We start from the raw sequence: 19,089 nt of genomic DNA on the forward strand, positions 1-19,089 counted from the left end.
CCCGGAAAGAGGGAACGCCTTACCGCGAAAGAGGGAAGGGTGTTCCCAGTTGGTGCGAAAGGCTATCGGCGGGCATGTCGGCGGGTAGCAGAACTGCGGTCGATGCGAGCATGTCGGCTCGACCGGGCAGCGGACGTAGGCGGAACGCAGCCAAGTGGGAAGGGTGTACCCGGAAAGTGGGAACGCCTTACCGCGAAAGAGGGAAGGGTGTTCCCAGTTTGGTTCGGCGGGCTGTTGGCGAGTTTGTCGGCGGTATGCGGAACTGCAGTCGGTAAGCGAGCGGCGGGGTGTCGGCCAGCAGCGGATGGAAGTGGAACGTAGCCAAGTGGGAAAGGTGTACCCGGAAAGTGGGAACGCCTTACCGCGAAAGAGGGAAGGGTGTTCCCAGTTGGTGCGAAAGGCTATCTGCGGGCATGTCGGCGGGGGCGATAGGCGGAACGGCGAGGCTCCTGTGAGTTAGTTCATGTGCGGGCGGCGAAGCGGGGGCGGCAAGGAGCGGGAGCGGGGGAGTTGAATCCGCGTCGTAATGTGACGCCGGGAGCGCGGCGCAGGGGCGGTGGGGATGGCCTCAGCGACCAAGACGCGGCTGCAGCCGCGGCCTGCGAACCGGCGGGCGAACGGAAAAAGCCCTCGCCGGAACGGCAAGGGCACGTGGGAATGCACGCGGACGCGGGGGGGGCGGACGGCAAGGATGCTATGGAGCCTACGGAATGTAGCTCCGGAGCACGGTCGCGTCGCCGGCGAGCGTATAGGCGCCCAGGTTCGCGGGCAGCAGGTAGCAGTCGCCCGGCCGAAGGGCCGCCTCGCCGCCGGCCCACCGAATGGCGCCCGAGCCCTCGCAGGCGATCAAAATTTGGAAGCTGTCGGCGGACGTCGACAGCGCCCACTCGCCGCCGATGCGGCCTTTCTCCACCGTGAAGTAGGGGGAGGCGGCGAGCTGCAGCCACGCGTTGTCGCCCGCGAGCTCGGTCTTGCCGTACGAGGCGCCGGCGCCGTCGTACGCGATCACGTTCAGCGAGTCTTCGATATGCAGCTCGCGCGGCTTGCCGTCCAGGCCCGGACGGTCGTAATCGTACAGGCGGTACGTCGTGTCGGAGTTCTGCTGAATCTCCGCCACGAGCACGCCCGCCCCGAGCGCATGCACCGTGCCCGCCGGGATGTAGAACGTGTCGCCCGCCGACGCCTCCACCTCATGCAGGCACTCCAGAATACGGCCTTCCGCGATGGCCGCCGCCAACGCGGCGCGCTCCACGCCCTCCCGCAAGCCGTAAATAATCTTCGCCCCGGGCTTCGCGTCGAGCACGTACCACATCTCCGTCTTGCCGAGCTCTCCGGCGCCGAGGCGCGCGTAATCGTCGTTCGGATGTACCTGCACCGACAGGTCGTCGCTGCAATCGAGCAGCTTAATCAGCAGCGGGAACCGCCCCGTCTTCGCGGAAATCCCCCGCGAGCCGAGCCACTCGGCGCCGAACCGCTCGCGCAGCTCGTCGAGCCGCACGCCGGCCAGCGGGCCGCTTTCGACCGCCGTCGTGCCGTTCGGGTGTTCGCCGATCATCCAGCCTTCGCCGATGTTGCCCGGCGGCAGCTCGAAGCCGAAGCGCTCCAGCTCTCGAGCCCCCCAGACGCGCTCTTTAAATTCGGGAACGAATTTCAATGGATAAGGTGCTGTCATGAACATGATCTCTCCTTGAGGGTCATTTACGCTTCTCCACGGCGACGACGTACGGCGGCGGATTGCGCGGATTGAGAAAACGATACGTCACCGCCTGCCATCGCTCCGGCTCGAGCGCGGCGGCCCACGCCTCGACGGCGGCCGCCTCCTCGGCGCCCCCGGGATGGCCCGGGTAGACGACGGCGCACAGCGCGCCGCCGACCCGCAGCGTCGCGAGCGCGGCGTCGAGAGCCCGCAGCGTGGTAGCCGGCTGCGTCGTCACGGCATGGTCGGCCCCGGGCAAGTAGCCGAGATTGAACATCGCCGCGGCGACGGCGCCGCGCGCGTCCGTCGGCAGCGCGTCCGCGAGCTCGGCGTGATCCCGGAGCAGCAGCGTGTACCTCGCCGCCGGCACGCCCGCCGCGGCGAGGCGCGCCTGCGTCGCGGCGAGCGCCGCGGGCTGCACGTCGAAGGCGTACACATGGCCGCCGTCGCCGACGAGGCCGGCCAGAAACAACGTATCGTGCCCGTTGCCCATCGTCGCGTCGACGACGACGTCGCCCGAACGCACCCGTTCGCCGACGATCGCATGGGCGAACGATAAAATCGAGAGGAAGCCCATGGGCGGCGTTACCTCCCCAGCTCGAGCCCGCGCGCCGCACCGGCGCCGGGGCGAAGCGTCTCGCCGGCGCGCCAATGCTTGCCTTGCCACGTATCGCGGCGGGCGAGCTCGGCGTCGATCGCGTTAAGCACTTCCCACTTGCGAAGGCTCCACGTCGGCCCGATCAGCAGATCCCGGGGCGCGTCGCCGGTGACGCGGTGCACGATCATCTCCGGCGGGAGCCGCTCGAGCGTGTCGACGACGAGCCCGACGTACTCGTCGCGCTCGAGGAAGCGCAGGAGACCCGCCTCGTACTGCTTGACCATCGGCGTCTTGCGCATGAGATGCAGCAGGTGAATTTTAATGCCCTGCACGTCCATCCGCGCGACCGCCTCGCCCGTCTCGAGCATCATCTCGTGCGTTTCCTGCGGCAGCCCGTAGATGATATGCGCGCACACCCGAATGCCGCGAGCGCGCAGCTTCTCCACCGCCTGTAAATACGTCTCGGTGTCGTGCGCCCGGTTGATGAGCGTAGACGTCGATTCGTGCACCGTCTGCAGCCCCATCTCGAGCCACAAATACGTCCGTTCGTTCAACTCGGCCAAATAATCGATCACGTCGTCCGGCAGACAGTCCGGCCGCGTCGCGATCGACAGCCCTACGACGCCGGGCAGGGCGAGAATCGTCTCGTAATATTCCCGCAGCTCCGCGACCGGCGCGTAGGTATTCGTATACGCTTGGAAGTAGCCGATGTATTTCGCGTTCGGCCACTTCGCGTGCTGCCGGTCGCGCACCTTCCCGAACTGCACGACCAAGTCGTCGCGCCGGCTGCCGGCGAAATCGCCGGAGCCCCTAGCGCTGCAAAACGTACACCCGCCCGTCGCGATCGACCCGTCCCGGTTCGGACACGTGAAGCCGGCGTCCAGCATGACCTTGAACACCTTCTCGCCGAACCGCTCGCGCATCTCGTAATTCCATGTATGAAACCGCTTGTCGCCCCATAACGCCGGGCCGGCCGCGGCGTCTTGATTAGTCATATGTGCGCATCCCACTCGATTCCGAAAAATATTTTTTTCTGTCCCCATTGTACCCTAATTGGACGAAGGAGGGAAAGCGGCCGATTCGCCCGAACCGGGAACGACGAAACCCGATTTCCCCCTGGAAACGACCCTAATTCCGTACGATGCGGACGAAAGAACAGCGAAAGTACGGAGACGGGACGGGGCCCATTTCCCCCAATATAAAGCGCTTACATCTTGACATAACTTACATGGCATGTTATATTACAAGTGTGTCGCGACAACGAAAACGGCGTTTTCGTAGAGGTTGGTTTGGGTTAGTGCAGGGAAGGGCACAATACGATTACCTTTCCAAAAATCGCATGAACGAGGTGATCGACATGACGCACGAAGTAGCGGTTCCTCATGGCGAGGAGAAGATCATGGTCGAACTGACGGTGAAGGAAGCGATCGCGCTGACCGGCTATAAATTCAACGAACAGCCGGAGCTGCTGCCGAGCGCCCGCCGCAAGCTGAAGGAATCCGTCGACAGCAAGATGCTGAAGCAATAAGCCGTCCATAGGGCGAAGCCGTTCCGAAGAGCTCATCCGCAGCGATGCGGGGGCTCTTTTTGTTTTCGGGAGGCGGACGAGCCTGCGGGGGACGGGCGTCGCACGCGGCGGCCGGTCCTGCCCGCTTTACAACCCCCGCCCGATTGGGCACAATAAGGAAAGACCAAGGCGGGTACCGCATATCGAAGGGGAAGAGCGAAGCGTATGGGGCGTTTACGTAGAAGATCGGGGACGAAGGAGCTGCTGCAGACGCTCGAGGAGCGGGTCGTGCTGCAGCCGGCGGCGTACCGCGGACGATGGCGCGACGTATTCGGCAACGACAAGCCGATTCATGTAGAGCTGGGCATGGGCAAGGGGCGCTTTATCAGCTTGATGAGCCTGCAGCACCCGGAATGGAATTTTATCGGCATCGATATGTACGACGAATTAATTCGCAAAGCGAGCGAAAAGGCGGACGAGACGCGGGAGGCCTGGTCGGACGCGCATGGCGGCGCCGAGCCGCCGAACAACCTGCGCCTTGCGCTCGGCAACATCGAGGGCATCGAGAACATGTTCGCCCCGGGGGAAATCGAGCGGATCTATCTCAACTTCAGCGATCCGTGGCCGAAGACGCGCCATGCGAACCGGCGGTTGACGCATGCGAACTTCCTCGCGAAGTACCGCGAAATATTGAATGCCGACGGGGAAATACATTTCAAGACCGATTCCCGGTCGTTGTTCGAGTTTTCGCTGAACTCCTTCGCGGAGGCGGAGCTCATGATGCGCAACATCTCGCTCGATCTGCACGGGCAGGGCATCGCGCCCAACAACGTGATGACCGAATACGAGATGAAATTTTCGAGCCAAGGCGTGAACATCCATCGGGTCGAAGTGATCGTCGGCGACGCCGCGGTCGCCCGGCGCCGCGAGGACACGGCGGCGCAGCGCCGGCGGGCGGCGCAGGAGGCGGCCGGCGAAGGCGCCGCCGCGGACGCGCCCGAGCATGCCGGCGCGGCGCAATAAAGAGAGGACCCGGGGGGATGCCCCGGGTCCTCTTTTTGGGCCTACGGCCCGCCCGCTAGTTCACCATCTGCAAAATCGCCTTCGAGCAATCCTCGGGGTTCGTCCGCTGCAGCATCTGCGTGAGCAGCTGCCGCCGCTGGAGCACCTCGTCGTATTGCATGACGAGCCGCCGGAACCAGTAGTCGATCGTCTCCACCGACTTCAGCTGCTCGCCGAAGCCGTTGCTCGTAAAGTATTGCGCGTTTTCTTCCTCTTGGCCGGGGATCGCTTCATGGAACAGCATCGGCAGCCCCTTCGCGAGCGCTTCCGTGCACGTCATGCCGCCCGGCTTCGTAACGAGCAGGTCGGACACCTCCATCAGCTTGTCGACCTCGCGGGTGAAGCCGAGCAGCTTAATGTGCTCGTGATCGAACGCGGGATCCGCGGACATCTCCTCGTACGCCTTGCGGTTGTTGCCCAGCACGAAGATGAACTGGATGCGGTCGCGCCAGGCGACCATATATTTCAGCAGCTCTTCCTGATTGACGAGCCCCCAGCCGCCGCCCATGACGAGCACGGTCGGCATCGCCTTCAGCCCGAATTCCGCGCGAATCGCGCCCTTGTCCTGCGGCTGCCAGAAGTTCGGATGGACCGGGATGCCGGTCACGCGGATGATGCGGCTCGGCACGCCCCGGGCGATCAGCTTGTTCTTGACCTCCGGCGTAGAGACCAGGTAGCGGTTCGTCTCCGCGGAGATCCACGTCCCGTGGGCGTCGTAGTCGGTAATGACGGTGCACAGCGGAACGTCCAACCCGGCCGATCGCTTGAGGCGCGAGACGACGATGTTCGGGAACGGATGCGTGCACACGATCGTGTCCGGCTTCAGCGTCCGGATAATATGGGCGGTCTGCGCATAGAAGATGCGATGCAGCGCGAGCTGGGACAGCCGGCCGACCTTCTTCTTATACTGCGACCGATACATCATGCCGTACAGCTTCGGCTGCGAGGTGAGCGTCTTCTTGTAGGCGTTGAATATCATCGGGAAAATCGTCGGATGCAGGAACGAACCGAGCTCGAGCACTCGCGTCTGCACATGGGGGGACATCCGCTTCAGGCTGACGGCGAGCGCGTTGGCCGCCTGCGTATGTCCGGCCCCGAACCCCTCCGAAAGGATCAATACCCGCTTCTTTCGCTGCAAGGAAATTCACCTGACCTTATGGGCGCATCTATGGCAAAACAATACCGACATTACCCGAGGAAAGCAACCGTGAACGACGCCGTGACGCATCCGATGACGCAGCCGGCCGCAACGTCCGACGGGTAATGCAAACCGAGGTACATGCGGGACATGCCGACGACCATCGCGATCGGAATAAGAATGAGGCCGACCCAGTTGAACGCGATGACGAAGGGCGAGATGACCGAGAAGATCGCCGTCGTATGCCCGGACGGGAAGGAATGGTCCTTCAGCAGTTTCGTGCCCGTAATCGCGTTCGGCAGCGTGAGATACGGCCGAAGCCTCGGGTAAAGCTTCTTCCCGATTTGGACCGGGATGTGGCTGATCGCCAAGGCGACGAACGCCTGCATGCCGACGACCGACACCGGCTTCGGGGCGAACAGCCAAATGCTTAACGTCGCGAGCACCGTGGCGGTCGCGCCTCCCATATGGGTGATCCGGCCGAGCAGCATCCCTAGCAAGGCGTGGTTAAATTTATGATTTACAAGAAAGAACACGCGTTGATCGTGATCCTTCAGCCAAGTAACGATGCGGCTCATAGCGGCAAGTCCTCCTCTATTGTCTGACCTTATTGTACCGAAACGCCGTATAGATGGCTACAACCATTATTCTAGTAACGATTTGTTAATGCCGTATCAAACGAACGTAAATTTTCGGCGAATCGCCGTTTTTACGATGCGATGACGTTCCGATAATAGAAAGCAAGTATAATGGTTGTATCGGAAAATGTCGCCGAGCGGCCGGTCCCGCGCCGCTGGCGGAAGGAGGTACGCGCTTATGAGAGTAGCCCTGTTTACCGATACGTACGTCCCGGAGGTGAACGGCGTCGCGAAGACGCTCGGCCGATGGACGGCGTTCCTAGAATCGCAAGGCGTCCCTTGCAAGGTATTCGCCCCCGCGGCGGAGGATCGCTTCGCGGCGGACCGCAGCTCGGTGGAGCGGCTGTCCAGCGTGCCGTTCTTGCTGTACCCGGACTGCAAATTCGCGCTGCCGAATCCGATCCACGTAAAGAAGGCGCTGCGCGAGTTCGAGCCGACGATCGTACATGTGGCGACGCCGTTCAACATAGGCTTCTACGGCAGCCATTACGCCCGGAAGCGCGGCATCCCGCTCGTCGCCTCCTATCACACGCACTTCGACCAATACCTATCCTACTATAAGCTGCAGTGGATGGAGCCCGTCCTAATGAAGTATATGTCTTGGTTCCACGCGGATTGCCGGAAAGTTTACGTGCCTTCGCGATCGGCGAAGGCGCATCTCGAGCCGCACGGCTTCCCCGAGATGGAAATTTGGGGCCGCGGCATCGACGCCTCGCTGTTTCGTCCGGAGGTCGACCGCGACGCCGCGCTCCGCTCGTTCGGCGTCGATCCGGATGCGTTCGTCGTGCTGTACGTCGGCCGGCTCGCGCCGGAGAAGAGCGTCGACGTGCTGCTCGAAGCGTATCGGTCGCTGCCCGAGGCGGAGCGCGCCGGCATGGAGCTCGTCATCGCCGGCGACGGGCCGCTGTATAAGGAGCTCGTCGCGTCGATCGCGCCGGGGGAGCGCATCCGCGCGCTCGGCTTCGTCGAAGGGCGCCGGCTCGCCGAGCTGTACGCCGCCGCGGACGTCTTTCTGTTCCCGTCGGCGACCGAGACGTTCGGCAACGTCGTGCTCGAGGCGATGGCGAGCGGCACGGCGGTCGTCGGCGCGGCCGCGGGCGGCGTGCTCGACAGCGTGCGCCACGGCGAAACCGGCTGGCTGTGCCCCCCGCGGGACGCCGGCGCCTTCGCCGAGGCGCTGCTGCGGCTTCGCCGAGACGCGTCGCTCCGGGCGCGGCTCGCCGCCGCCGGCACGGCGTACGCCCGGTCGCAGTCGTGGGACGCCATTTTCCACAAGCTGCTTCGCTCTTACGAAGAGGTCGTTCGGACGTCCGGGGAACCGGTACTTCTTTAGACGGAATTTCGCCGCCGAGGGTTCGGTATCGGTCGGTTTTGTAACAATTTTGTAACATTAAGTAATCTTTTTGTCATAAAAAACGAGCAAAACGGTAAAATAACTATATATCGCCCAATAATGAACGAACCGTCGGTGACGAAGCGCGCGCCAATCCCGTTTTCTCCGGGAGAATCGCCCGATTTCGCGGCTGACGGTTTTTGACTTCCTCGCCGTTCTCCCGCACAATCAGATAGCGATTTACCAAATATTTATTTGACAGAGAGAAAAGGGGGCAGCATGATGAACGGAATCGTACTGGTCGTACAAATCGGATTGTTCGCGGTGGGGCTTTATCAGTTGGTATTGTCGTTTTGGGGGCTGCGGATCAAGAAAGAGAAGCGGGAGCACGCGCCGCGGAAGACGTTCGCGGTGCTCGTCGCCGCGCATAACGAGGAGCAGGTCGTCGGCGCGCTCGTGGATAACCTGAAGGCGCTCGATTACCCGCGCGAGCTGTACGACGTGTTCGTCATTTGCGACAACTGCACCGACCGGACGGCGGACGTCGTTCGGGCGCACGGGGCGATCGCGATGGAGCGGCGCAACGACGCGCTGCGCGGCAAGGGCTTCGCGATCGAGTGGATGCTGAAGGAACTGTGGAGCATGGAGCGCGAATACGACGCCGTCGTCATGTTCGACGCCGATAACCTCGTCAGCCCGCAATATTTGCGCGAGATGAACAACGACCTTTGCAACGGCTCGCGCGTCATCCAGGCGTACCTCGACACGAAAAATCCGGTCGACTCCTGGATCACGGCGTCCTACGGCGTCACGTACTGGTTCTGCAACCGGCTGTGGCAGATGCCGCGCCGCGCGCTCGGCATGGCGAATTTCCTTGGCGGCACGGGCATGTGCTTCGAGACGAAGCTGCTGCAGGAGATGGGCTGGGGCGCGACGTCGCTCGTCGAGGATCTCGAGTTCACGATGCGCTGCGTGCAGCGGGGCGTCTACCCGACGTTCAATTACGACGCGAAGGTGTACGACGAGAAGCCGCTCACGTTCCAAGCGTCCGCCCGCCAGCGGCTGCGCTGGATGCAGGGCCACTTCGACGTCGCGCGCCGCTACTTCTTCCCGCTGCTGTGGGCGGGCATCAAGGAGCGGAAGTGGACGAAGATCGATACGGCGCTCTACTCGATCAGCGTGTATAACGTGTTCATCTCGCTCGTCTTCACGGTCGTTATGTGGTTCGACGAGCTGTTGCCGGGAAAGCCGACGTTCCTGTCGGTGTACGACTTCGTGCCGGTCTGGGTCGGAGGCGTCGCGCTGATCGTCGTCTATATGCAGTTCCCGCTCGCGCTTGCGCTGGAGAAGGTCCGGAATTGGAAAATGTACGCATCGCTCCTTGCGTTCCCGTTGTTCCTCTTGTCGTGGTATCCGATCACGTTCCATGCGTTCTTCACGCAAAACAACAAGAGCTGGAGCCACACGAAGCATACGCGCGTGCTGCGGCTCGACGACGTGCAGAAGTTTTAGAGGAGCGTTTTCCGGAAAAGGATTTGACAACGGCATACGCCGTATGATAAATTAATAACTCGAGTGAGCAAAAGAAGAAGCACCCGCTTCTCACCTGACCGACCGTGTCGGCTGGTTCGCCGCTAACGAGCAGCGCGTACATATGCGCCTTTCATGTTCGTCGGTAGACGCGGGTATCGGATGAAGCTTCGTCCGGTGCGCCGCGTTTTTTTGTTTGCTTGGCAGGATACTTTTCGGAGGTGGCAAACCATTAGCAAGGATCATCAGATTAACGAAGAAATTCGCGCGAGGGAAGTCCGTCTTGTCGGCGCCCAAGGCGAACAGATCGGCATCGTATCGTTCCGCGAAGCGATGCAGATGGCGGTCGACGCCAATCTCGACCTGGTGAACGTCGCTCCGACGGCGAAGCCGCCGGTCTGCCGCATCATGGACTACGGCAAATTCCGTTACGAGCAGCAGAAGAAAGAGAAAGAAAACCGCAAGAACCAGAAGGTCGTCGAGCTTAAGGAAGTACGCTTCAGCGCGACGATCGACGAGCACGACTATCAGACGAAGCTCCGCAACGTCGTGAAGTTCATCAACGACCAGGATAAGGTCAAGTGCAGCATCCGCTTCCGCGGACGCGAAATCATGCACGCGAGCGTCGGGCAGAAGGTGCTCGAGCGCGTCGCCGCCGAGGTGCAGGACATCGCCGTGCAAGAGCGCCGTCCGAAGCTCGAGGGCCGCAGCATGATCATGATTCTGGCGCCGAACAAGACGACCTAAACATACAATTTTAGGAGGAAACGACTGTTATGCCAAAGATGAAGACGCACAGCAGCTTGAAAGACCGCTTCAAAATTACGGGCACAGGCAAAGTCAAGCGGTTCAAAGCGCATAAGAACCACCTGTTGTCCCACAAGAGCCCGCGCCAGAAGCGCGTTCTCGGCACGCAGCCTCTGCTGCACTCCGGCGACTACGCGCGCATGAAGCAGCAGCTGCTCAACCTGAAGTAATCTTCTCACGCACGACCATATATATAGGAGGGTATTCTCATGACAAGAGTCAAGGGCGGGTTCGTAACTCGTCGTCGCCATAAGAAGTTCCTGAAGCTGGCCAAAGGTTATTTCGGTGCCAAGCACCGCCTGTTTAAGAAAGCCCACGAGCAAGTGATGAAGTCCTTGCTGTACGCATACCGCGACCGTCGCCAGACGAAGCGCAACTTCCGCAAGCTGTGGATCGTGCGGATCAACGCGGCCGCTCGTACGAACGGTCTGTCTTACAGCCGTATGATGCACGGCCTGAAGCTCGCCGGCATCACGGTCAACCGCAAGATGCTCGCCGACCTCGCCGTGAACGACTTGACCGCGTTCAACGCGCTCGCCGGCAAGGCGAAAGAGAAAATCAACGCGTAAGCTTCGCTTTCGCGCACGCCGCCGCCGCTCTTGGCGGACGAACCCTTCGGGGTTCGTTCGCCGGGGCGGCGTTTTTTTTTGCGTTGCCCCGTAATTTGCAGGAGACGGCGTCCTACCTAATACAAATCTTGGTATGTTTGTTTTCGCGCAAGAATGAGTCAAAGAGGCATTATAATGGACACAAATACGCATGATGACCTATAAAACCACAGGTATAGCCCTCGGAAAGTCAAGTTTTACGTAAAATTTACATAAAACAACGCAGAAATGAACAATATTTCGTTGACATGAGCAAAAATGCGTTGTAATTTAGTAAAAGAAGGACTCAAACGAACAGCAAACGAGCATTAACGAACACTAATGCGCGGATTGACGCGGATGATGATACATGCTCGCAATAGTGAACCGCCAGGAGGAATTGCTTTGACCCAAGTCAACATAACGCGGATTTCGTCTCGCGCGTATCGATTGATAAAGCCGCATGTAGTTGTAGAGACTACTGTAGAACATGACCTTCGCGATTGGGAGGTCGTGGTGGAACCCGTGTTGGGAAGTATATGCCACGCCGATTTGCGATACTATACAGGCCAAAGACGACCCGAAGCGTTGCAGCGGAAATTGCCGATGGCGCTCATTCACGAGGGGTTGGCCCGGGTCGTTCAGTCGCCGTCGCCCGACGTTAAGGTCGGGAGCAGGGTGGTCGTCGTCCCGAACATCCCCGGTTACTTAGATCGGAATATCGACCCGATGCAGTGCTGCCCTGCATGTCGGAGCGGCAAAGGAGAAAATTATTGCTATCACGGCCGTTTCTTGGGCAGCGGCGTCGACGGCATCGCGCAACACCGACTTGTGGTGCCCGTGTCGTGCGTCGTCCCGGTCCCGGACGAGATTCCCGACGAAATCGCGGTACTCTCCGAATTGTGCACGGTTTCTTACCAGGCGCTGACCCATGTGGAGGATAAACTTCATGATGCCCGCGTAGCGGTGTTCGGGGACGGTCCGGTCGGGTATTTGGGCGCCGCGATGCTTCATCATGTGTACGGCGTCCCGCGCGAAAGACTCCATGTGTTCGGCGCCGACCCGCACAAGCTGAGCCAATTCGATTTCGCGACGCGAAGTTTAGTGCAAGAATATGATTTCGGTTCCGGCGGGTATTTCGACATCGCCGTGGAATGTACCGGCGGCAAATTTTCGGAAAGCGCAGTCAACCAAGCGATCGATGTGCTGTGTCCCGGCGGTCAATTGATTTTGATGGGCGTCACGGAAGAAAGAGTGCCGATCAATACGAGGGACATTCTCGAGAAGGGGCTCACCGTTCGAGGCAGCAGCAGAAGCTCCAGCTCCGATTACCGCCCCGTAATCGAGGCGATGAGAGATCCGTCCTGTCAGAACACATTGAGGAAGCTATTGCCCGACCGGTATACGGAAATCGGTTCGGCCGCGGATTTCGCGAGAGCGATGGACGAGGCTGCCGCACACCGGAGCTGGAAGAAGATATTATTAGATTTCCATTGGTAGGTCTAGATACTATAATAGGTTAATTATGCATATCTAGCACTCGAATGGAGGAATCCCATGTTAGCGGCGGAAAGAAAACTTCGCATCGTGGAATACGTGAGGCAATCCCGAATCGCGACGGTAGCGGCTCTTGCCAAAGAGTTTCATGTCCATGAGGCGACGATTCGAAGAGATCTGATGGACATCGAGCAAGAAGGCCTATTAAAGCGAACGCACGGCGGCGTAATTGCCGAGCAATGGACGTACGACGAACCGCCGTTTCATGAAAGATCCAATACGCGGTTGGAGCAAAAGATGCAAATCGGCAAATTGGCCGCCAGTCTTGTCGAAGACGGCGAGCACATTATTATCGATTCCGGGACGACGACGCTACATATCGCTAAGAATCTAGTGAATCGCTCGAACCTCACGGTGGTAACGAACGATATTAATATTGCCGCCGAGCTGAAGGACGCTCCCGGCGTGCGCGTCATCCTCACGGGCGGCGAATTGTATCCTTCGAGCTATATGTTGAACGGGATGTTTACGAATCAAGTCTTAGGATCCCTGCATGTCGAGAAAGCGTTCCTCGGCATCCCGGCGATTCACCCGAAGCATGGGTTGATGCATCCCGAAGCGCAGCTCGTTCCCGCGAAACAGGGGATGATTCAAGCGGCCAGCGAAATTATCGTCGTTGCCGACGACAGTAAGATCGGAAAGATTTCCCTCCATACGGTAGCGCCGAACAGTGCGATCCATACGTTGATCACCAGCAAGGATGTCCCGGAAGAAGAGCTGAAGCCGTTCCGCGACTATGGAATGACGGTGTATACGGTCTGACATGCTTCATTCATAGCAATTAAGGGGGGTAGCTGGATTGACAAGGAAAATCATGGACTGGATACGTCCTTATGCAATGATCGCTCCGGCGATGGCGGGCATACTCGTTTTCGTAATTTACCCGATGTTTTACCTCATATATTTAAGTCTTTATAAGTATAACCTCATGAACAAAAGCAAAAGCGTATTCATCGGCTTCGACAATTACGCTCAAATTTTCTCGCGCGGCGATTTTTACAAGGCATTGTCGAATACGGCGGTATACACCGTCGGCGTGGTTGCGTTAACGATGCTGATTTCCTTGCTCATCGCGGTATGGTTGAGCAAGAGAACGTGGTTCAACCAGTTCGTGCAAGCGAGCATCTTTACGCCGCATATCATCTCGATCGTATCGGTCTCGTTGGTATGGCTATGGTTGATGGAGCCGAATATCGGCTTCCTGAATTTTATTTTTAAGACCTTGGGTCTGCCCCCGTCTCAATGGCTGCAAAGCTCCCAGACGGCGTTGATTTCCGTAATTATCGTGTCGGTATGGCAAAATATCGGTTACTTTACGCTCATCATCGTCGCTGCGCTGCAAGGGCTGCCGACCAGCATTATCGAAGCGGCCGAGCTCGACAACGCTAATAAATTTCAAGTGTTGACCCGGATCACGTTGCCGCTCATTTCGCCACAGTTATTCTTTATCTTAATCATCATGACGATCGGATCGTTCAAGGTGTTCGATACGGTAAGGATTATGACCGCCGGCGGACCGAACGACGCGACGACGACGTTGGTGTATTACATCTTCGGATTCCGAACGACGAATATCGGTTATGCGTCGGCGACCGGAGTCGTCCTTATGGTTATCATCGCGATCCTAACGCTCTTTTATTTCAGAATGCTCTCCAAGAAGGTTCATTACCAATAGAAAGGTGAATAGAAAGGGGGTTCTTGCTTGAAGCTTGAGCGCAAACATATCCTATCGGCCTTAAGCGCGATGTTGAAAGCGTTCGCAGTTTTGATCTTTGTGTTCCCGTTCTTCTGGATGATCTCTACGTCGCTGCAGACGTTCCGGGAGACGATGGCGTTCCCGCCGACGTTGATTCCCGCCGTGCCGCAATGGGCGAACTTCGCCGAGGCGATGAACGCGGGGCCGTTCTTGATCTACGCTAAAAATTCCATCACGGTGACCTTATCCATTATCGTCATTCAATTGCTCGTGATGATCCCGGCAGCCTACGCGTTCGCCAAGTATAAGTTTCCGGGGCAGGGCTTGTTTTTCGGTATGGTGCTGCTAGCGTTCATGATTCCCGGGCAAGTCACCTTTATCCCCGTATATCTTATGCTGGCGGAATGGGGCCTGATTAAGACGCTGCTCCCGCAAATCATACCATTCATGTCTAACGCTTTCGGCATTTTCCTGCTGCGGCAATACTTCAGACAAATCCCGGAGGAATTGGTCGAGGCGGCCCGGTTGGACAACGCCAGCGAATTCCAGGTGATCTGGAGAATTATGACGCCGATGTCCGTTCCGGCCCTTGCGACGATTGCGTTGTTCAGCTTCGTCAGCCATTGGAACGACTATTTTTGGCCGTTGGTGATGACCGATTCGGATGCGGTGCGTCCGTTAACGATGGGGATCGCCATGCTGCGGGAGACGGAAGGCATCAGCAATTGGCACATCATTATGGCGGGCAACGTAGTGCTCGTCGTTCCGATCCTGCTTGTATACTTGTTCTGCTCCAGGCAGATCGTGAAAGCGTTCGTGTATTCGGGGATTAAATAACGTCCCTTACCAATACAAAAACAAAAAAGGCGGAGGAAGATCGAAATGAGAAACAAAGCGAGTTTCTTGGTGGCCACTACGATGTTGTTCGGATTGCTTGCGGGTTGCGCGGGCAGCGACGCGCAAAGTCCTGCGGAAACCCCGAGCGCCGGGTCGGGTACGGAAACGAATACGAATACGGATGCCGGAAAAAGCGAGCCGTCCGCTCCTGCGGAGAAGGTTACCGTCGAGTTCTGGCATGCGTTGGGCGGAGGCAACGGGGATTTCTTAAATGCTATGATTCAGCGGTTTAACGAGAGTCAAGACGAGGTCGAGGTCGTGGGTACGTTCCAAGGCAACTACGACGAAACCGTTACGAAGCTGCAACAAGCCGTCTCGGCAGGCACGGCGCCGGAGATCGGCATGGTCGAGCGCGCATACGTCCAATTGTTCGCGGATTCGGGGGTGCTTGAGGATCTGACGCCTTACCTGGAATCTTCGGGCATGAGCGAAAACGACTTCTCGGCCGGCATGATGGGCCATTCGAAATTCGACGGGCAGTTGTTGTCTTTGCCGCTGAATCGCTCCACTCCGATTATGCACGTGAACAAGTCGATGTTGGACGAGAAGGGACTCGCCGTTCCTACGACATGGGAAGAGCTGAAGACGGTGGCGAACGCTTTAGTCGTCAAGGAAAACGGCGAAATTACGCGTTACGGGGTGACGATGCCTTACGATACATGGTATCCGTTAGCCATGATCACGCAGGCGAAGGGCACGTTCTTTAACGAAGACAATACGTCGATCGGGTTTTACGACAACGGCGTGGGCAAGAAAGTATTTAGCTTCCTTAAGGATCTGCAAAGCACGGGTGCACTCTACTATCCGCCGGCGCAGGACTCCGGCAGCATCGCGAACCAAATGTTCGTCGAAGGCAAGGTCGGCATGCTGTATCAATCGACCGGCGCCATCGGCGGCCTCCAGAGCACCGTTACTTTCGATTATGTCACGGCCTTCTTGCCCGGAGACGAGGTACATGCGAACCCTACGGGCGGAGCGAACGTAGTTATGATGGGCGACGGCAAAAACAAGGAAGCCGCATGGAAATTCTTGCACTGGGTCATGACGGACCCGGCCGGGGCGCAGCAATTTATTATCGATACGGGTTACCTGCCGTTCACGAAGAAGATGACGGAGTCGCAGCAAATGCAAGATCTTTGGGCGAAGGAACCGAATCGGAAAGTCGCTTACGATCAGCTTGAATATGCGATCGATACGAATAAGGACGTCGCTTGGCCGGAGGTTATGCACGAGTTCTTCTCGGCGATCGAGGCGATTATGTACGACAACCAAGATATTCAAGCGACTTTGGATACCTTTAAGAAGGAAGCGGATCGAATTTTAGCGCAATAATCTATATTATAAACGGAGGGCCTATAGAGAAGGAAGATTCTATAGGCTCTCGTTCTTTCATCATACGAAGGGATGAAGTCACATGATCGAACGTCTGCTCAACAATCCTTCCATCATCGTGTCCGGACACCGGGGACTAAAAATTCATTATCCGGAAAATACCCTGCTCGCATTCCAAAGGGCGCTGGAATCGGGAGTGGATATGCTGGAGTTCGACTTGCGAATGACCAAAGATCGAGCGGTCGTCGTCATCCACGACGATACGGTGGATCGAACGACCAACGGTACGGGAAGCGTGAGCGACTACCGGTTGGACGAATTGAAAAAGCTGGATGCAGGGGGGTGGTTCGGCAACGCGTTCGAAGGGTTGAAGATACCGACGTTCCAAGAATTATGCGACCTGATCGCCCCTTACCCGCAGGTATTGCTCAATGTGGAAATTAAACCGAGCGCCGACGCGAAAGAAGTCGCGGACAACGCCGTCTCGATGCTTGAGGCATACGGATACCTTGAACGGTGCGTATTTACCAGCTTCGACGCGGACGTCGTCGCTTACCTGCATGACAACTATCGCGTGAAGACGCAAGGCTTCCCCGCCGAGTCGATGTACAACTTTGTTTCGGGGCCCGACGGCACGTACTCGAAAATGTGGGCGGCCGCCATGAGCATGCAGCAATTAACGCCTGCTCGGGTGAAGGAGCTTCGGGACATCGGATTGCAAACCTGGTGTTATTGCCCCGACGATGCGCAGTCCGTCTATTATGCGCTGGGCTGCGGCGTCACCGTTATGACTTGCAACGACCCGTTCCCCGCGATGAAGATACGCGAGCAGATTTCAAGTGCGGGTCCTCGTACATAAGGGGGGCGGAAGATGAACGCCGCATTCACCCTCGCCAATCATTACGAAATGTATATCCGGGTGGTCGTCAGTGCTCTGTTAGGCTTCTTGATCGGATGGGATCGCGAATCGAAAAGCAAGCCGGCAGGATTAAAGACATATATGTATGTCAGCGTAGCCAGTACGTTGATCACCTTGATTTCCATATTTAGCGTCGAAAAATTCAGCATGATGAGCGAGCGCTCGATGATGGATCCGATGCGTCTTGCCGCGCAAATCGTGGCGGGACTCGGTTTTCTCGGCGCGGGCGTCATCTTGAAGGACGGACTGCAGGTGAAGGGCTTGACGTCGGCCGCCATGATTTTGTTCGCGGGCGGCGTCGGCATCGGCATCGGCGCCGGGTTTTACGGAATCGTCAGCTTTACCGTCGTCGTCTCCATGGTGATGGCGAAAATCGGGAACGCCGTGGAGAAGCGGAGGTTGATCCGTACTCAAGCGGAACGCCTGAAAGACGATCCGGGCCGACATGCCACCATGTGAGGGAAGTACCATGTTCATCGGGAGGTATATTTATGAACCGCATGCTTGCGACGCAGTATGACGCTGCCGAAATTATGGGCGCTTTATACGGTCCCGGGATCTTGGGGCTGAAAGGGGCGTTCCCGCGCGAATGGGTCAAGGAGCTCCGCGAGGATATCGAGGGGCTGTACCAAGACGCTCTCCAAAGACCGGGAGGAGCCGTCGGCAGAGGACCTAAGCGCCACTATGTAGAAATTCATCCCGAAGACATCCGGGGCTTCGTGGACCTCGTAACGCACCCTTGGGTCAAGGCTGTTTGCGAAACCGTCTTGGGACCCGATTACAAAATCGTCGAAATCGGCTTCGACGTTCCGAATCCCGGGGCCGTCGACCAGCCGTGGCATCGAGATTTCCCGGCGCCCGAGGAAACGTACCGAGGCAGAAGGTTGAATTCCCTCGCCTTCAACGTCACGACGGTCGATGTATTGCCGGATATGGGGCCTTTCGAAATCGCTCCGGGGACGCAATGGGATGACGGGAGCGAATTCGAGCACGGTATGTTCCCTTCCAAGGAATTGTACCCTCGTTATGAAGCAAGGGCGGAGCAGAAGATGCCGCAGATGGGCGATATTTCGGTTCGCTCCGCGCTCACCATCCACCGGGGAACCGCCAACCGTTCCGATAAATCGAGACCCGTTCTGGTGCTCGGCGTGGACGCCCCCGGCGGAAACAATCACGAGCGGCACGATTTACAGGTGACGAAGGCGTATTACGAGTCATTGCCGGAGGATTTGAAAGGCCGGATGATCTGCCGGATCGTCGATACGCTGGAACCGATCGTTCAAAAACACGACATCGAAGGCCTGAAGATGGGGGAAGCTTGAAAGAAAAACTTGACGCGTAAATCCCATCGCCCTATAATAATCTTTAAGCTAAATGCACAAACTGTAGGCGATTATACTCGATCGGCTATGATGAGGACGAAGCTTTACGGGCTCTTATGTTCCAGAGAGCGAAGGATCAGCTGAAACCTTCGCCATAACTCCCGTATATGCGAGCTCACCTCGGAGCTGTTCTTCTGAACCGCCGCGCGAACTGCGCGCTAGTAGGAGGAATCCGGATTGGCACACGTTATCGTGCCGCAGATGCAACGGAACGCGCAGGGATAGTCGACGCCCGAACGGCCGCGTATCTGCTTGAGGCTGCAGCCGCAAGGCTCCAGCGAATTTTGGGTGGTACCGCGAAAGATAACCCCTTTCGTCCCTTTGCTGCACCGCGTGACGCGGTCGGCGGGACGGAAGGGTTTTTTATTTTCATCTCACGTACATGAATGGAGGGTCTCATGTGAGCGTAC

20 protein-coding genes are annotated in these 19,089 nt (G+C 58.1%); 15 read left to right on the forward strand and 5 right to left on the reverse strand.

What is annotated here, in order from left to right; genetic code table 11:
• Positions 1–703: 703 nt before the first annotated feature.
• Genes VEZ38_RS08225 through VEZ38_RS08235 form a run of 3 tightly spaced genes read right to left on the reverse strand, consistent with a single transcriptional unit; the run spans position 704 to position 3,289 of the window.
• Positions 704–1,672: a type I phosphomannose isomerase catalytic subunit gene (locus tag VEZ38_RS08225; protein ID WP_324892870.1), complete on the reverse strand. Its 969-nt coding sequence runs from the start codon at positions 1,670–1,672 to the stop codon at positions 704–706.
• A 22-nt stretch (positions 1,673–1,694) separates the two neighbouring features.
• Entirely contained in the window at positions 1,695–2,273 is a 579-nt protein-coding gene (locus tag VEZ38_RS08230; protein ID WP_324892871.1) for a class I SAM-dependent methyltransferase, read from the reverse strand.
• A gap of 8 nt (positions 2,274–2,281) precedes the next feature.
• Complete coding sequence (locus VEZ38_RS08235; RefSeq protein WP_324892872.1) at positions 2,282–3,289, reverse strand: TIGR01212 family radical SAM protein; 1,008 nt, start codon at positions 3,287–3,289, stop codon at positions 2,282–2,284.
• Positions 3,290–3,651: 362 nt separating this feature from the next.
• Here VEZ38_RS08235 and VEZ38_RS08240 point away from each other — a divergent pair, with 362 nt between their 5' ends.
• Both VEZ38_RS08240 and trmB read left to right on the forward strand, forming a co-directional pair.
• A complete protein-coding gene (locus VEZ38_RS08240; protein WP_324892873.1) occupies positions 3,652–3,822 on the forward strand; it encodes a hypothetical protein in 171 nt (56 codons plus the stop codon).
• Between the two features lie 204 nt (positions 3,823–4,026).
• Complete coding sequence (gene trmB, locus VEZ38_RS08245; RefSeq protein WP_324892874.1) at positions 4,027–4,824, forward strand: tRNA (guanosine(46)-N7)-methyltransferase TrmB; 798 nt, start codon at positions 4,027–4,029, stop codon at positions 4,822–4,824.
• A 55-nt stretch (positions 4,825–4,879) separates the two neighbouring features.
• Here trmB and VEZ38_RS08250 read toward each other — a convergent pair whose 3' ends face one another.
• Together VEZ38_RS08250 and VEZ38_RS08255 are read right to left on the reverse strand one after the other, a co-directional pair.
• The gene (locus tag VEZ38_RS08250) at positions 4,880–6,001 is read right to left on the reverse strand and encodes an MGDG synthase family glycosyltransferase (protein WP_324892875.1); all 1,122 of its coding nucleotides are present in this window, start codon (positions 5,999–6,001) and stop codon (positions 4,880–4,882) included.
• A gap of 50 nt (positions 6,002–6,051) precedes the next feature.
• Positions 6,052–6,579 carry a phosphatase PAP2 family protein gene (locus VEZ38_RS08255; protein ID WP_324892876.1) on the reverse strand — a complete coding sequence of 176 codons (528 nt, stop codon included), beginning with the start codon at positions 6,577–6,579 and terminating at the stop codon, positions 6,052–6,054.
• A gap of 238 nt (positions 6,580–6,817) precedes the next feature.
• Between VEZ38_RS08255 and VEZ38_RS08260 the strand changes: the two genes are divergently transcribed.
• From VEZ38_RS08260 to VEZ38_RS08320, 13 genes are all read left to right on the forward strand, one after another.
• Positions 6,818–7,972, forward strand: coding sequence for a glycosyltransferase family 1 protein (locus tag VEZ38_RS08260; RefSeq protein WP_324892877.1), 1,155 nt, complete (start codon positions 6,818–6,820; stop codon positions 7,970–7,972).
• A 279-nt stretch (positions 7,973–8,251) separates the two neighbouring features.
• Positions 8,252–9,484 (forward strand): glycosyltransferase family 2 protein, encoded by a 1,233-nt coding sequence (locus VEZ38_RS08265; RefSeq protein WP_324892878.1) that lies wholly within the window; start codon positions 8,252–8,254, stop codon positions 9,482–9,484.
• 180 nt (positions 9,485–9,664) lie between these two features.
• Positions 9,665–10,249, forward strand: a complete 585-nt coding sequence (gene infC / locus VEZ38_RS08270; RefSeq protein WP_324892879.1) for a translation initiation factor IF-3 — start codon at positions 9,665–9,667, stop codon at positions 10,247–10,249.
• 29 nt (positions 10,250–10,278) lie between these two features.
• The gene (gene rpmI, locus VEZ38_RS08275) at positions 10,279–10,479 is read left to right on the forward strand and encodes a 50S ribosomal protein L35 (protein ID WP_324892880.1); all 201 of its coding nucleotides are present in this window, start codon (positions 10,279–10,281) and stop codon (positions 10,477–10,479) included.
• A 39-nt stretch (positions 10,480–10,518) separates the two neighbouring features.
• On the forward strand, positions 10,519–10,878 hold the full coding sequence (rplT, locus tag VEZ38_RS08280) for a 50S ribosomal protein L20 (RefSeq protein WP_324892881.1): 360 nt from the start codon (positions 10,519–10,521) through the stop codon (positions 10,876–10,878).
• Positions 10,879–11,484: 606 nt separating this feature from the next.
• Entirely contained in the window at positions 11,485–12,396 is a 912-nt protein-coding gene (locus VEZ38_RS08285) for a zinc-binding dehydrogenase (protein ID WP_414694684.1), read from the forward strand.
• A 57-nt stretch (positions 12,397–12,453) separates the two neighbouring features.
• Complete coding sequence (locus tag VEZ38_RS08290; protein WP_324892882.1) at positions 12,454–13,215, forward strand: DeoR/GlpR family DNA-binding transcription regulator; 762 nt, start codon at positions 12,454–12,456, stop codon at positions 13,213–13,215.
• Between the two features lie 52 nt (positions 13,216–13,267).
• Complete coding sequence (locus tag VEZ38_RS08295; RefSeq protein ID WP_414694685.1) at positions 13,268–14,128, forward strand: carbohydrate ABC transporter permease; 861 nt, start codon at positions 13,268–13,270, stop codon at positions 14,126–14,128.
• Between the two features lie 69 nt (positions 14,129–14,197).
• On the forward strand, positions 14,198–14,986 hold the full coding sequence (locus VEZ38_RS08300; RefSeq protein WP_324892889.1) for a carbohydrate ABC transporter permease: 789 nt from the start codon (positions 14,198–14,200) through the stop codon (positions 14,984–14,986).
• Between the two features lie 45 nt (positions 14,987–15,031).
• Entirely contained in the window at positions 15,032–16,378 is a 1,347-nt protein-coding gene (locus VEZ38_RS08305; protein WP_324892884.1) for an ABC transporter substrate-binding protein, read from the forward strand.
• 82 nt (positions 16,379–16,460) lie between these two features.
• Entirely contained in the window at positions 16,461–17,237 is a 777-nt protein-coding gene (locus tag VEZ38_RS08310; protein WP_324892885.1) for a glycerophosphodiester phosphodiesterase family protein, read from the forward strand.
• A 12-nt stretch (positions 17,238–17,249) separates the two neighbouring features.
• Positions 17,250–17,756, forward strand: a complete 507-nt coding sequence (locus VEZ38_RS08315; protein WP_324892886.1) for an MgtC/SapB family protein — start codon at positions 17,250–17,252, stop codon at positions 17,754–17,756.
• Positions 17,757–17,788: 32 nt separating this feature from the next.
• Positions 17,789–18,619 (forward strand): phytanoyl-CoA dioxygenase family protein, encoded by an 831-nt coding sequence (locus tag VEZ38_RS08320; RefSeq protein ID WP_324892887.1) that lies wholly within the window; start codon positions 17,789–17,791, stop codon positions 18,617–18,619.
• The last annotated feature ends 470 nt before the right edge of the window (positions 18,620–19,089 follow it).

It is taken from the genome of Paenibacillus sp. (genome assembly GCF_035645235.1).
GTDB lineage: Bacteria > Bacillota > Bacilli > Paenibacillales > YIM-B00363 > Paenibacillus_AE.

Bases quoted from the DNA above. Each gene is read 5' to 3' on its own strand.
- VEZ38_RS08315 (WP_324892886.1), top strand. From the start codon at position 17,250: ATGAACGCCGCATTCACCCTCGCCAATCATTACGAAATGTATATCCGG.
- VEZ38_RS08235 (WP_324892872.1), bottom strand. From the start codon at position 3,289: ATGACTAATCAAGACGCCGCGGCCGGCCCGGCGTTATGGGGCGACAAG.
- VEZ38_RS08265 (WP_324892878.1), top strand. From the start codon at position 8,252: ATGATGAACGGAATCGTACTGGTCGTACAAATCGGATTGTTCGCGGTG.
- rplT (WP_324892881.1), top strand. From the start codon at position 10,519: ATGACAAGAGTCAAGGGCGGGTTCGTAACTCGTCGTCGCCATAAGAAG.
- infC (WP_324892879.1), top strand. From the start codon at position 9,665: ATGAAGCTTCGTCCGGTGCGCCGCGTTTTTTTGTTTGCTTGGCAGGAT.
- VEZ38_RS08320 (WP_324892887.1), top strand. From the start codon at position 17,789: ATGAACCGCATGCTTGCGACGCAGTATGACGCTGCCGAAATTATGGGC.
- VEZ38_RS08255 (WP_324892876.1), bottom strand. From the start codon at position 6,579: ATGAGCCGCATCGTTACTTGGCTGAAGGATCACGATCAACGCGTGTTC.
- VEZ38_RS08295 (WP_414694685.1), top strand. From the start codon at position 13,268: ATGGACTGGATACGTCCTTATGCAATGATCGCTCCGGCGATGGCGGGC.
- VEZ38_RS08230 (WP_324892871.1), bottom strand. From the start codon at position 2,273: ATGGGCTTCCTCTCGATTTTATCGTTCGCCCATGCGATCGTCGGCGAA.
- VEZ38_RS08290 (WP_324892882.1), top strand. From the start codon at position 12,454: ATGTTAGCGGCGGAAAGAAAACTTCGCATCGTGGAATACGTGAGGCAA.
- VEZ38_RS08310 (WP_324892885.1), top strand. From the start codon at position 16,461: ATGATCGAACGTCTGCTCAACAATCCTTCCATCATCGTGTCCGGACAC.
- VEZ38_RS08305 (WP_324892884.1), top strand. From the start codon at position 15,032: ATGAGAAACAAAGCGAGTTTCTTGGTGGCCACTACGATGTTGTTCGGA.
- trmB (WP_324892874.1), top strand. From the start codon at position 4,027: ATGGGGCGTTTACGTAGAAGATCGGGGACGAAGGAGCTGCTGCAGACG.
- VEZ38_RS08240 (WP_324892873.1), top strand. From the start codon at position 3,652: ATGACGCACGAAGTAGCGGTTCCTCATGGCGAGGAGAAGATCATGGTC.
- VEZ38_RS08225 (WP_324892870.1), bottom strand. From the start codon at position 1,672: ATGACAGCACCTTATCCATTGAAATTCGTTCCCGAATTTAAAGAGCGC.
- rpmI (WP_324892880.1), top strand. From the start codon at position 10,279: ATGCCAAAGATGAAGACGCACAGCAGCTTGAAAGACCGCTTCAAAATT.
- VEZ38_RS08300 (WP_324892889.1), top strand. From the start codon at position 14,198: ATGTTGAAAGCGTTCGCAGTTTTGATCTTTGTGTTCCCGTTCTTCTGG.
- VEZ38_RS08260 (WP_324892877.1), top strand. From the start codon at position 6,818: ATGAGAGTAGCCCTGTTTACCGATACGTACGTCCCGGAGGTGAACGGC.